At 35.7% G+C, this 12,876-nt stretch carries 15 protein-coding genes and 1 tRNA gene; 7 read left to right on the top strand and 9 right to left on the bottom strand.

The window, feature by feature from the left end; translation table 11 throughout:
- Positions 1–39 precede the first annotated feature (39 nt).
- The 7 genes from QUH73_RS10050 to QUH73_RS10020 all read left to right on the top strand — a co-directional run bounded on the left by QUH73_RS10050 (position 40) and on the right by QUH73_RS10020 (position 5,748).
- Positions 40–585, top strand: coding sequence for a hypothetical protein (locus QUH73_RS10050; protein ID WP_289530307.1), 546 nt, complete (start codon positions 40–42; stop codon positions 583–585).
- A 4-nt stretch (positions 586–589) separates the two neighbouring features.
- Positions 590–1,765, top strand: a complete 1,176-nt coding sequence (locus QUH73_RS10045) for a molybdopterin molybdotransferase MoeA (protein WP_289530306.1) — start codon at positions 590–592, stop codon at positions 1,763–1,765.
- The gene (locus QUH73_RS10040) at positions 1,722–2,549 is read left to right on the top strand and encodes a GTP 3',8-cyclase MoaA (protein ID WP_289530305.1); all 828 of its coding nucleotides are present in this window, start codon (positions 1,722–1,724) and stop codon (positions 2,547–2,549) included. Before QUH73_RS10045 ends, QUH73_RS10040 begins: the two co-directional genes overlap by 44 nt.
- Positions 2,550–2,638: 89 nt before the next feature.
- Positions 2,639–3,097: a cyclic pyranopterin monophosphate synthase MoaC gene (moaC, locus tag QUH73_RS10035; RefSeq protein WP_289530304.1), complete on the top strand. Its 459-nt coding sequence runs from the start codon at positions 2,639–2,641 to the stop codon at positions 3,095–3,097.
- Between the two features lie 12 nt (positions 3,098–3,109).
- Entirely contained in the window at positions 3,110–4,051 is a 942-nt protein-coding gene (locus tag QUH73_RS10030) for an MOSC domain-containing protein (protein WP_289530303.1), read from the top strand.
- Between the two features lie 146 nt (positions 4,052–4,197).
- A tRNA-Ser gene (locus tag QUH73_RS10025) sits at positions 4,198–4,285 on the top strand.
- A gap of 251 nt (positions 4,286–4,536) precedes the next feature.
- Positions 4,537–5,748, top strand: coding sequence for a site-specific integrase (locus QUH73_RS10020; RefSeq protein WP_289530302.1), 1,212 nt, complete (start codon positions 4,537–4,539; stop codon positions 5,746–5,748).
- A gap of 251 nt (positions 5,749–5,999) precedes the next feature.
- On the opposite strand, the gene QUH73_RS20895 is transcribed toward QUH73_RS10020, so the two are convergent.
- The 9 genes from QUH73_RS20895 to QUH73_RS09980 all read right to left on the bottom strand — a co-directional run.
- Positions 6,000–6,062, bottom strand: coding sequence for a hypothetical protein (locus tag QUH73_RS20895; protein WP_442913414.1), 63 nt, complete (start codon positions 6,060–6,062; stop codon positions 6,000–6,002).
- Between the two features lie 28 nt (positions 6,063–6,090).
- Positions 6,091–6,237, bottom strand: coding sequence for a hypothetical protein (locus QUH73_RS10015; protein WP_289530301.1), 147 nt, complete (start codon positions 6,235–6,237; stop codon positions 6,091–6,093).
- 368 nt (positions 6,238–6,605) lie between these two features.
- Positions 6,606–8,240 (bottom strand): RHS repeat domain-containing protein, encoded by a 1,635-nt coding sequence (locus QUH73_RS10010; protein ID WP_289530300.1) that lies wholly within the window; start codon positions 8,238–8,240, stop codon positions 6,606–6,608.
- Positions 8,241–8,384: 144 nt separating this feature from the next.
- Positions 8,385–8,840 carry a T9SS type A sorting domain-containing protein gene (locus tag QUH73_RS10005; RefSeq protein WP_289530299.1) on the bottom strand — a complete coding sequence of 152 codons (456 nt, stop codon included), beginning with the start codon at positions 8,838–8,840 and terminating at the stop codon, positions 8,385–8,387.
- Between the two features lie 64 nt (positions 8,841–8,904).
- Positions 8,905–9,552: a tetratricopeptide repeat protein gene (locus QUH73_RS10000; RefSeq protein WP_289530298.1), complete on the bottom strand. Its 648-nt coding sequence runs from the start codon at positions 9,550–9,552 to the stop codon at positions 8,905–8,907.
- A gap of 9 nt (positions 9,553–9,561) precedes the next feature.
- The gene (locus QUH73_RS09995) at positions 9,562–11,280 is read right to left on the bottom strand and encodes an RHS repeat domain-containing protein (RefSeq protein WP_289530297.1); all 1,719 of its coding nucleotides are present in this window, start codon (positions 11,278–11,280) and stop codon (positions 9,562–9,564) included.
- A 96-nt stretch (positions 11,281–11,376) separates the two neighbouring features.
- A complete protein-coding gene (locus QUH73_RS09990; RefSeq protein ID WP_289530296.1) occupies positions 11,377–11,832 on the bottom strand; it encodes a T9SS type A sorting domain-containing protein in 456 nt (151 codons plus the stop codon).
- 30 nt (positions 11,833–11,862) lie between these two features.
- Positions 11,863–12,279 (bottom strand): hypothetical protein, encoded by a 417-nt coding sequence (locus QUH73_RS09985; RefSeq protein ID WP_289530295.1) that lies wholly within the window; start codon positions 12,277–12,279, stop codon positions 11,863–11,865.
- A partial coding sequence (locus tag QUH73_RS09980; protein WP_289530294.1) for a hypothetical protein occupies positions 12,279–12,876 on the bottom strand: 598 nt, incomplete at its 5' end. The genes QUH73_RS09985 and QUH73_RS09980, both read right to left, overlap by 1 nt.

Raw genomic sequence — 12,876 nt, 5'->3', positions numbered from 1 at the left:
TCGATTCTGAATTGAATTGGAGGTTTTTATATTTAAAAAATGGAAGCTGTTAAAAGAAACATACTATTAATTGCAGGAACAGGCAGAAATGTAGGAAAAACCTTATTTACATGTCGATTAATTGAAAAATTGAAATGTAAAAATGAGTTGGTTTGCATTAAAATATCTCCTCACTTTCATGAATTAAACAAAGAATTAGAAATTATCAGCGAAACTGTTGATTTTGTAATTGTAAAAGAAACTAGTAAAACAGGCAGTAAGGATAGCAATCGCTTGTTTAGGGCAGGAAGCAAAAAGGTTTATTACGTGCAGGCTAAAGATGATCATTTGCCAGAGGTACTCTCCTATTTCGAGAAAATACTTTCGGCAGAAACTCCTGTAATTTGTGAATCGGGAGGCATGAGAGATTTGATTGAACCGGGTCTGTTTTTAATGATCAACAAAGAAGACAATAAAAATATAAAACCCAGAGCTATTGGTTATGGAAAATTAGCAGATAAATGGATTGAATTTAATGGTGAGAATTTCAATTTTACTGCAGAGAATATTTCTTTTACCAATAATGAATGGAAAATAAAAAACTAACAATATGATTACGTTTCACGAGGCTTTAAAAACTGTAAAAAATGCCACTAAAAAGTTAAATACTGAGACTATCAATCTTGCTGATTGCTTGAATCGGGTTCTTGCAGAAGATGTACTTTCGGACATGTCTATTCCGCCATTTAATAAGTCGGCAATGGATGGATATGCTTGTAAACGATCTGATTTGGAAAACAATCTTGAAGTTTTGGAGATTATCGCAGCCGGGTCTGCTCCAAGCAAAGCTGTCGGAAACAATCAGTGTTCCAAAATTATGACCGGAGCGATGGTGCCGGAAGGTGCCGACACCGTAATCATGATTGAACACACGGAAGAAATTGATGACAATCACATTCGTTTTACGAAAGACAAAACGAAATCGAATATTTGCCTTAAAGGCGAAGACATTTTAGAAAATGAGATCGTACTAAAGAGAGGAACCCGATTAAAGGCTCAGCACATTTCTGTTTTAGCAAGTGTCGGATGTGCAAATCCTGTTGTTTACAAACAACCAAAAGTTGCAACGATTGCAACGGGAAGCGAATTGGTTGAGCCAGATCAAAAACCAGAAAGATCTCAAATTCGCAACGTAAACTCATGGCAACTTCAGGCTCAATTACAAAAAATGGGCATTAAAGGTGATTGCCAAGGCATTGTTTTAGATTCGAAACAAGCCACAAAAGAAGCTATGATTAAAAGTCTTGAAGATAACGACGTACTAATTATTTCGGGCGGCGTTTCGGTTGGCGATTTCGATTATATTCCCGAAATTTTAAAGGAATTAGGCTTTAATATTTGGTTTCATACTCTTATGGTAAAGCCCGGTAAGCATACCGTTTTCGCGACTTGCAAGGATAAATATGTTTTGGGTTTACCGGGAAACCCTGTTTCCTCATTTGTACAATTTGAATTACTCGGGAAACCATTACTTTACCGACTTATGGGGCATGATTACAATGCGCCAATGGTACGAATGCCAATTGCTTCGGATTACAAACGAAAAAGAACTGACAGACTTGAATTTTTGCCTGTTCGCTTTAATGCAGACAATCAAGTTGTACCCATTAGTTATCATGGTTCGGCTCATATTAATGCTTTTACATTAGCAAATGGAATTATGATGGTTCCAAGAGAAGTTGATGAATTTATGGAAGGAGAATTTGTTCATGTTAGACAATTATAACAGAAATATAAATTACTTACGGATCTCGGTAACAGACCGATGCAATCTTCGTTGTACTTATTGTATGCCCGAAGAAGGCATTGATTTAATGGCTCATGATGAAGTATTGAGTTTTGAGCAAATTACTGATTTTGTTACTGAAGCTGTTGCAAGTGGAATCACCAAAATACGACTTACCGGAGGTGAACCTTTGGTTAGAAAAGGAATTGTAGATTTGGTGCAATTACTATCTGACATTCCAGGTATTGATGAAATTGCAATGACAACCAATGGCATTTTGCTTGATCAATTTGCGGAACAATTGGCTAAAGCTGGATTGCAACGAGTTAACATCAGTTTAGATACTCTTAATCCTGAAAAATACAGAGAAATAACCCGTTTAGGTAATATTGAAGATGTTTTTAAAGGAATTAAAGCGGCTCAAAAGGCAGGATTGCATCCTGTAAAAATAAACTGCGTTCGAATGCCTGATGCCGATTTGGATGATCTGGAAGATTTACGCAAATTTTGTAAGAGAAATAATCTGGATTTGCGATTTATTAAACAAATGGATTTGGCAAGTGGCGAATTTTCTGTTGTTGAGGGAGGTAAAGGCGGAAACTGCTTGGAATGCAACCGAATTAGACTTACTGCCAACGGAAAAGTAAAACCATGCTTGTTTAATGCCAGTGAATTCGATATTAAAGAATTAGGAATTAAAAAAGCAATCGATAATTCGATCAATCAAAAACCCGAAGCCGGTACCAAAAATAAAAATGGTAGTTTTTACGGTATTGGAGGATAGAACAAGAAGAAAGGAACAAGGTACAAGGATTAATAAACAAGGGACAAGGTGCTCTAACAGAAAACGTTATCAGTAAACAACATTTAGTAATGGGAGAATTTAGTCATATAGATAAGGATGGGAAGGCCAATATGGTTGATGTGGGAGACAAAACGCCACAAATACGAGAAGCCAAAGCTGTTGGGATCATTCAATTAGAGGCTCGCACCATTAAATTAATACAAGAAAATGCATTGAAAAAAGGCGATGTTTTGACTATTGCTGAAATTGCAGGTATTCAGGCAGCTAAACGCACAAGTGATTTAATTCCTCTCTGTCATACGCTTCAAATTACAAAAGCTGAAGTAAAATGCAGTATTATTAAGCAAGGTGTTCGAGTAAATACCCGAGTAAAATGCATTGGACAAACTGGCGTAGAAATGGAAGCTTTAACGGCTGCCAGCATAGCTCTACTAACCATTTACGATATGTGTAAAGCTGTTGATAAATCAATGGTATTAGGCGAAATTACGCTTGTAGAAAAAACAAAAACCGATTTGAAGCAATAAAAGACGATGAGCATGAGCACAAAAGAAGTATCAGTACTCTCTGTAAATATATCTGAGAAAAAAGGAGTCATAAAAAAACCTGTTGATTCTATAGAACTGAATTCATTAGGTGTCGCAAATGATGCACATTCGGGAAACTGGCACCGTCAGGTTAGCTTGCTGGCCAAAGAAAGTATTGACAAATTTTCGGTACAAGCCAAACGCAATATCAATTTTGGCGAATTTGCGGAGAATATTACCACTGAAGGTCTTTTACTTCATTATACTGCTCCGCTAGACCGTTTCATTATGGGTGATATAGTATTGGAAGTGACACAGATTGGTAAAAAATGCCATGGAGACAATTGCAGTATATTTCGTGAAATAGGAAACTGCGTAATGCCAAAAGAGGGTATTTTTTGCCGGGTTTTAAATGGAGGCAATTTGAAAGCCGGTGATGTTCTTAGCTATCATCCAAGAATAATCAAAACAATGATCATCACTCTTAGCGACAGAGCCAGCCGAGGTGAATATGCAGATAAAAGCGGTCCGTTACTGGAGAAAATGGCTGAAGAATTCTTCAAATCTAAAAACCGCCATTATCAAATAGAAAAATTCATTATTCCAGATAAAGAATCTGATCTTACCAATTTACTGGAAAAAGCAAAAGATGAAGATTTTGATCTTGTTTTCACAACAGGAGGAACTGGGATTGGCCCCAAAGACATTACTCCTGATGTTGTGAAAAAACACATCACAAAAGAAATAACCGGAATTATGGAATTGATTCGGGTAAAATATGGGATGGAAAAACCAAATGCATTGGTTAGTCGTGGTGTTGCAGGTGTTATGAATAAAACTCTAATTTATACCATGCCTGGTAGTCCAAAAGCAGTGAATGAATACTGCACAGAGATTTTCAAAACGATTGAACACTCTCTTTACATGATGAACGAACTGGATATTCATGGGTAATAAAAATTAATTGAATTGAGGATCAAGCTATTTCAAATAAATTACTCTCTGAAGTAAAATAATGCTTGGACGTAAGTATTTTTTATTCTACATTTGCACCCGTTATCACAAGAGATAGCAGAGTAATTATAGCTCAAAAATATTTTGGAGAGATGGCAGAGTGGTCGAATGCGGTAGTCTTGAAAACTATTGTGCGGCAACGTACCGGGGGTTCGAATCCCTCTCTCTCCGCCATGCAGAAATGCAATAGAAGGAAAAGCCTTGTAAACTTAACGTTTACAAGGCTTTCTTCATTTAGTACCGACGCAATTAAACACCTAAACCTACATTATAATGGTGTTTCGAAAGGTGTAGATTAGAAAGTTGAAAAACACTACACCTTGCACAGGTGCTAATACACTGCAATTCATTCTTTTGCTCCGTTCAGAATTTACTCGTTTGCTAGTTTTGACAAATCGTTTTAAAACATTTAAAAACCAGTAAAAATGAGACAAACAACTTCTATTTTATTCTTTGCCAGAAAAACCACCAAACTAAAAAACGGAGAATCTCCCATCTTTGTAAGAATCACTATCGACGGTCAACGATTAGACATATCTCTTAAAAGAAGTATTGATGCTAAATTCTGGGATTCTAGTAAAGGTAAATGCAAAGGCAACTCTCTTAAGACAAAAGAAAACAACCGTTACATTCATTACATGGAAGAAAAACTCTTGAAAATCATTTCTGATCTTGAAATTCAGGAAGAGCTTTGTTGTAAAAATGTAAAAGCGTGTTTAAATCATGAGAATGAAGATCTTAGTATTATAAGCATCTTCCAGAGACACAATGAAAGATGTGAAAAACGTATTGGGATAGATATGGCAGAAGGTACACTAGAGCGTTACAGAACCTGTTTGAAACACACTCTAGACTTCATTAAAACACAGTACAATTTAAAAGATTTACCACTTACTAAAATCAACCACCAATTTATTACTGATTTTGAACATTACTTTCGAACAGAACGGAAATGTTCTACCAATACTACATTTAAATACCTTAAGAATTTTAAGAAAATAACGAATTGGGCTCTAGCAAATGAATGGATGAGATCGGATCCTTTTGCAAAGATCAAGTTCAAAATGGAAAAGGTTGATAAAGAGTTTTTAGATGATGAAGAGTTAAATAAACTAATGGTGAAAGATTTCGATATCAAACGTCTTGAAATTATTAAAGATCTCTATCTGTTTTGTTGCTTTACAGGATTGGCTTTTTCAGATGTAAAATCTCTTAGTCAAGATCACATTGTAAAAGGTATAGATGGTAAGTCATGGATTAAAAGCAAAAGACAAAAAACTAAAGTTGAATTCGAAATTCCAATTTTTGAGATTCCCAAAGCTATTCTTGCCAAGTACAAAGATGATCCTATTTGTAAGATTCAGAAAAAGCTATTGCCAGTACCCAGCAACCAAAAAATGAATGCCTATTTAAAGGAAATAGCAGACCTCTGTGGTATCAACAAGAACTTAAGCACTCATTCGGCTAGGCATACATTTGCAACCACAGTAACATTAGGCAATAATCTTAACATTAAGGCTATTTCGAAGATGATGGGACATACCAACACCAGAATGACGGAAAACTATGCCAGAGCCAGCGAAAAGCTGATTTCAAACGAAATGAGTAAGATTCAAGGGATGTATCAATATGTATAAAATCAATACGAAAATTCCCGAACAACATTACTGTTGTTCGGTTGAGTATAACCTCTGAAGTAAGTACATAATTTAGATTGTAGTTCCAACAGAACCCTATTTCAATCTCGCAACACGCTAACAATGTGTTATTTATATTATTTTAAATAAACATACCCTTATTTGTCCCCCCTGCCTTAATGCTTTTTTCTGAAAATAAAGATACCCCTATTCAAAAAATGAATAAGGGCACAGTTAATTAAAATTCTACTTTACTGCTTAATAATCTTCCAAGTACTCTTTTCGCCAGCAATGGTAATTACCATGAGATACAAACCAGCTGGCTTATCACTCAGGTTAATATTATTGGTTTGGCTTGGCGTAAATTTTTATTTCTTTCTCAGCTAAAATTTCCGTAAAGAAATCTTCGCTTTTTTCAAAAGCTAATTTTTCTGTTGCATCTCCATTTTTCACTGTTTGGGTAGCACCCAAATCAATGGTTCGGCTCACTCTATTACCTGCAGCATCGTATGCAAAATTAATATTGTTTTGGCTTTTCCCATTTAATACACAAAGTAAGACTAGTATAATTATTGATATATATATCGTAGTCAGTACATTTACGTATCAATTCGATGAACTACCAAATACTACATAGTTAAAATATTAATAAGCATTGAATGTTTAATAGAAGATTGCTTCTATAAAAAACATTAATACACCAATGACTATAAAAACAAAAGCTAAATACCTAAACCACATAATCTGTTTATAGTAATTCTTATTTTCTTCCTCAAGTTTTATATAGTGATAGTAAAAGCCCAATATAAATGATATAGAACCACATATCATTCCAATTATAAAGAATATATAATACCTCATTGATTTATTGTGTTAAATATATAACTAAATATTTGCAGAGCATCACTTGGGGTATAACTTGAATTTGGAATATTTGAATTCAAGAAATTAGCAAAGCTCTCACTTGACATGCTTTTAATATTAATAGGCTCGGTCATAAACATATAAGACCCTTCAAGATAGCCCGCAGCCCCCCAGCCATACCCTAAAATTGATACTGTAGCCCCTAACCTCGCATCATTATTGCCTATTATTGCAACATCCCCCTCTAAACTCCATCCTTTAGGTCCAACACTATATATAGCACCCACATCAAAACCCCATTTAGAAACTTCTCTAATACTTTTAGCATTTGGAAAACTCCCCGCTGAAACTCCTGCAAATGCACCTCCACCACAGCATATACCCCCAGAAGGAGTAACAAAAGCAGAAATATTAAAATTTGTGTCAAATATCAATCCAGCTTGAATTGACCCAGTAATTCCTAGTAGTTCTCCTATAGGAGCAGCTATTCGACCTTCTGCTTGCATAAAATAAACTCCTTTTGATTCTCTTACTAAATGCAAACTACTCCCCTTATAATAACGTTGAGCCCCCACACTTGTATACGCATCTTTAGAGACATATCTTGCAACAACATCTTTTTGAAGATCACTTTTACGAACCCAATTACCAGTTGGCCCCTCAATATACAAATCTTCATAAGAAGGCCCTGCAATATTCAAAGACCCATCATAATTATAAATAGTCCCCAAATTCCAGCTCATTGTACCACCTCCTCCTGTGCCGTACCAATTTGCACTGCCAGAACTAACCTGTCCTGTTTCGCTGTAATTGTCTATTCTGTCCGCTGGTCTGCTAGTATACCCACTAGGGTCGGTGTACTTTAAGGGATTATTCCAAGCGTAGCTGTAACGATTCATATTTTGAGTGTTGCCTGGATCCTGCAATACAGGGTCTGGACTTAAAAAACGCCCCACCTTAGGATCGTAAACACGACCGTTCATGTTAATCAAACCAAAACCGTTCATGTGTTCGTGCATGGTGTAGCCTCTATTAATCAGAAAATCTGTTCTGTTGTCAGTCAAAGCCCAGTTCCCTGGACTTCTTCTGTTTCCCCAGGCATCGTAAGCATATTCCTCTGCAATATAGCCACTTTGGTTGCTCAGTCCAACAACGGAGCCTAAATAATCGGTATGTACAAAGTACAAATCTCCTGTCGTACTTCCTGAACTGATAAATACGGCAGCCAATCCGCTTGGTGCCGAAATATAATGGCAGTGCTTTTCGACTCCACTGCTTTGTTTTTTATTTACTTCGTAATTGCTGCCAGTATAATAGTTGGTTTCCTTTTTTGCACCACTCTCATACAATCTGCTCAACTTTCGTGCATGACCTGCTCCGTACGAAAATTCTATTTTTTTTGCAATCCCATTTAAAGTCTGTTCAATATCATTTACCTTATTGAATGCAGTATAAGTAACAGATTCAACCGATGGTTGGTAAGAACTGCTGGGATTCTGAATAGAGGTAACTGCATGTTTTTTCACAGAGTGCTTGTACTCATAGCTTCCTACATCCGATTTTGTGAGCAGATTTCCTGTATTATCTCCCGTGTAAGTTACATCAGAACCTTTGCTTGATGTGGTCAATCGATTTAGGGCATCGAATCCAAAATCCTCAATTTGATTCCCGTGCAGGATGTCTTTTCTTCGGGTCAGGTTTCCTTGGACATCAATATAAAAATACCCCTGTCCATTTCCAGAACAGGGGCGTTAATTTTTAGCTCTTTAAACCTATTGCTTAATAATCTTCCATGTACTCTTTTCACTACCAATGGTAATTACCATGAGGTACAAACCAGCGGGTTTATCACTCAGGTTAATATCATTGGTTTGGCTTGGCGTATTGCTTTTGTACAACAATGCACCACCCGTTGTAAAAACTTGTATGGAAGAATTATTATCTAAATCTTCGTAACCCATTATATCCACACGAAGTTGCCCACGGGTTGGATTGGGGTAAATTTTTATTTCCTTCTCAGCCAAAACTTCTGTGAAGAAATCTTCACTTTTTTCAAAAGTAAATTCTTCGGTATCACCTCCGTTTATTCCACTTTTTGTATTGCTCAAATTTATTGTTCTGCTTACCCGATTACCTGCGGCATCGTAGGCAAAATTGATGGTGTTTTGACACAACCCAATTGTTGTAAATAATAGGATGACAACTAGTGTTGTTATAATATTTCTCATTTCAGAGCTTTTGTTAATTATTGTTACTCAATAAAATCTCGATTACTCAAGTTTTTTCTTTAAATCATTTCCCATGCTGGAACATAAAATCGTCTCTATGGTAAGTTTCAAATATAAACTGATACTCTTTCAGCATAGTATTATTTGGATATTTTAATACATATTCTTTTAACTCTGCTATTGCTTGGTCTTTTCCTTCTGTGAATGCAGTAAAGAAAAGTTTATCTGTAATTATAATTAAACTATCAGGATGAAGTTGCAGACGTTTTTCATATTCTACTGCAGCTTGTTTATAGGCTATTTCAGCAGAAGGATAATCCTTTAATTTTTCATAAGCCATTCCTTTGAAAAATATTAACTGAGGATTATTATTAGAGAACTCCAACATCTTATTTAATAGATTAACAACCTTTAAATATTCACCTTTAAGACTAAGTACAGTGATCTTGTTGTTATACGCTAGATAAAAGTTTGTATCACAACTAATAGACTCATTTAATAAATCTAGTATAATATCAAGTTTGGCTGGGTTGCTATCTTCAACATAGTATTTATTCAAAAGATTAACTGCAGAATCATTCAAAGCAATACAACTTTTAGCTATATTATTCTTTTCAGCATAACTAATATTCTTAGCGTTTTTATTATTCTGATTACTACATGCGATAGAAATAATAAAAAATACTATTAATGTGCTATAAAAAAAATTCATATTCATAAATTAAGGAATTGTTATAATTGTATTAATATTTATTGGAACAGGATAACCTATCGGATGATATACTGGCACGGACCGACCTCCAGGGGAACTAACAACCCATCCTCCTTGCAATCCAACTTGAATTTCTCCTGAATTTGGAAGATTATAAGAAACAGAACCGAGATAACCGAGACTACTAAAATTTAAGCCTGACTTTCTTAAATTATCAGAACTAATTACATTTCCATTAATGATTAAAGTAACATTTGCACTTGAAAAAACGTCCCCATCCACTAAAGAATTTCTTGAAATTGCGTTTAATGTAAGAACTCTTTGATGCCCCTTGATAGAGTAGTCATCTATAATTTTTGCATTAAAAGTCATTCTGTAGTTTGCCATCTGAAATCCTACCTTTTCATCTAAAGGAACATAACCAATTCGGTTAAAATCAAATGAATCAGACCAGGATTCATTTAAAGAGGCATTCTTACTCATAAACACTACTCCTATAGGTTCTCTAACTAAATGCAAACTACTCCCCTTATAATAACGTTGAGCCCCAACACTTGTATACGCATCTTTAGAGACATATCTTTCTCCATAACTACTAACATTGGCATTTACATAACCCCATCCTATTTCTTGGTTTCCACTAGAGGTTGATCGATAAGTACCACTGTTCCAGTCATAATAAACTCCATTTAAACCTAAGCCATTTTCTCCAACACCTGGGCCATTTATGCCTCCAAAACCACTGCTGCTAAAACCACCACCGCCACCTCCATAGCCACCGCTACCATCACCATACCAGTTGGCATTTACAAAAGGAGAGTCTACTGACTTTGCTGCAGCTACACTTATGTAACCACTAGGGTCGGTATACTTTAATGGGTTATTCAAACAATAGCTGTAACGGTTCATGTTTTGTGTATTTCCTGCATCCTGAAGGACAGGGTCTGGACTTAAAAAACGCCCCACCTTGGGATCGTAAACACGCCCTAATGTTACTCGCAATTCTTGCTCGTGTTCTCCCTTTGGTCGGGACATGTTGATCAAGCCAAAACCGTTCATGTGTTCGTGCATGGTGTAGCCTCTGTTAATCAGAAAATCTGTTCTGTTGTCAGTCAAAGCCCAGTTCCCTGGGCTTCCTCTGTTTCCCCAGGCATCGTAAGCATATTCCTCTGCAATATAGCCAGATTGATTGCTTAGTCCAACAACGGAGCCTAAATAATCGGTGTGTATAAAGTACAATTCGCCTGTCGTACTGCCTGAACTGATAAATACGGCAGCCAATCCGCTTGGTGCCGAAATATAATGACAGTGCTTTTCGACTCCACTGCTTTGTTTTTTATTTACTTCGTAATTGCTGCCAGTATAATAGTTGGTTTCCTTTTTTGCACCACTCTCATACAATCTGCTCAGCTTTCGTGCATGACCTGCTCCGTACGAAAATTCTATTTTTTTTGCAATCCCATTCAAGGTTTGCTCAATATCGTTTACTTTATTGAATGCAGTATAAGTAACCGATTCAACCGAAGGCTGATAGGAACTGCTGGGATTCTGAATAGAGGTTACTGCATGTTTTTTCACAGAGTGCTTGTATTCATAGCTTCCTACATCTGATTTTGTCAGCAGATTTCCTGTATTATCTCCCGTGTAAGTTACATCGGCACCTTTACTCAATGTAGTCAATCGATTTAGGGCATCGAATCCAAAATCTTCAATTTGATTCCCGTGCAAAATGTCTTTTCTTCGGGTCAGGTTTCCTTAGATATCAATATAAAAATACCCCTGTCCATTTCCAGAACAGGGGCTTTAATTTTTAGCTCTTTAAGCCTATTGCTTAATAATCTTCCAGGTACTCTTCTCACCAGCAATGATAATTACCATGAGATACAAACCAGCTGGCTTATTGCTCAGGTTTATATCATTGGTTTGACTTGGTGTATTGCTTTTGTATAACAATGCACCACCTGTTGTAAAAACTTGTATGGAAGAATTGGAATCTAAATCTTCATAACCCAGAATATCAACCCGCAATTTTCCACGGGTTGGGTTGGGGTAAATTTTTATTTCTTTCTCAGCCAAAACTTCGGTAAAGAAATCTTCACTTTTCTCAAAAGAAAGCTTTTCGTTTTCACCACCATTTATAACTGTTTGGGTAGCACCCAAAGTTATGGTGCGGCTCACACGGTTGCCTGCAGCATCATAAGCAAAATTGATATTGTTTTGGTTTATGCCACATATTGTACCAAATAGGACGAGAAGTATGGTTAATATTATATTTTTCATTTCTATCCTTTTTTATTTCAAATAATGATACTAATAAAACTCCTTTATAATTTTCTTCACAAATATTTTAAACCTTAAAATTGCAACGAGAATACTAATTGACAAAAAAGAACATACAATAGAAGCAATAAACAAGTTATTTAAATTAGCAATAAACACAACACATGAAACAATAATCCAAAATAATAATACACGTCTAAAAGAAAATCCCACAATTAATTGATTACAATTATCCTTTTTTATTAATTTAAAATAACCTGAATCAATACCAGACATCATGTTTAAATTACTCCTTTTACCAATGAAATTATTATTAAAATTTATTAAGTTATTTTCAATTTTTATTTCATCAACATTCTTCTCTTTTAAAGAGATTTGAATCTTATTTATTATTTTCTCGTCAATATTACAAGTTGTATAGACATTGGTAATGTATCCAAAATTCATTAGTGTGTCCCCCCTGTTCTTAAGTAGTTATTTGTAATAGAATTATCTAATTTTACTTTTTTAAATGGAGTAGCTGTTCCGGGAGTTATAGTAACTGAAAATGGCAATACACCCCAAGTGGCTCCAATTTCTTGCATGAAATAATTATCCGTAGTTGTCATAGAATATCCCCCAAACAAAATACTCGCATTCATTGCTGTGGATGATCCACTAAAATCATTTACATGAAAGTCTTTACCATTAACACTTGTTATCCAGACAAAATTTACCTCCGCAGAGATATCTACACCAATACTTCCAAATGGAACTTCAAATGCTTTATGTCCCCCATGTTTATCCCAAAGGTCATAATATTTTACTCCACCTCCGCCAATTACACTTACAACACCCCCAAAACTCCATCCATATCCAACAATATCACCATCTTGGTAGTTGTCATCCCCGCCTGAAGAAGCATTCTCTCTCATAGTCACCAGACTATAAGGCTCTCTTACCAAATGTAAACTACTCCCCTTATAATAACGTTGAGCCCCAACACTTGCATACGCATCTTTAGAAACATATCTTGCAACAACATCTTTTTGAAGATCACTTTTT

Origin of the sequence: Labilibaculum sp. K2S (genome assembly GCF_030372765.1) — a bacterium.
Taxonomy (GTDB): domain Bacteria; phylum Bacteroidota; class Bacteroidia; order Bacteroidales; family Marinifilaceae; genus Labilibaculum.
This window is presented reverse-complemented; position numbering and strand designations above follow the sequence as displayed.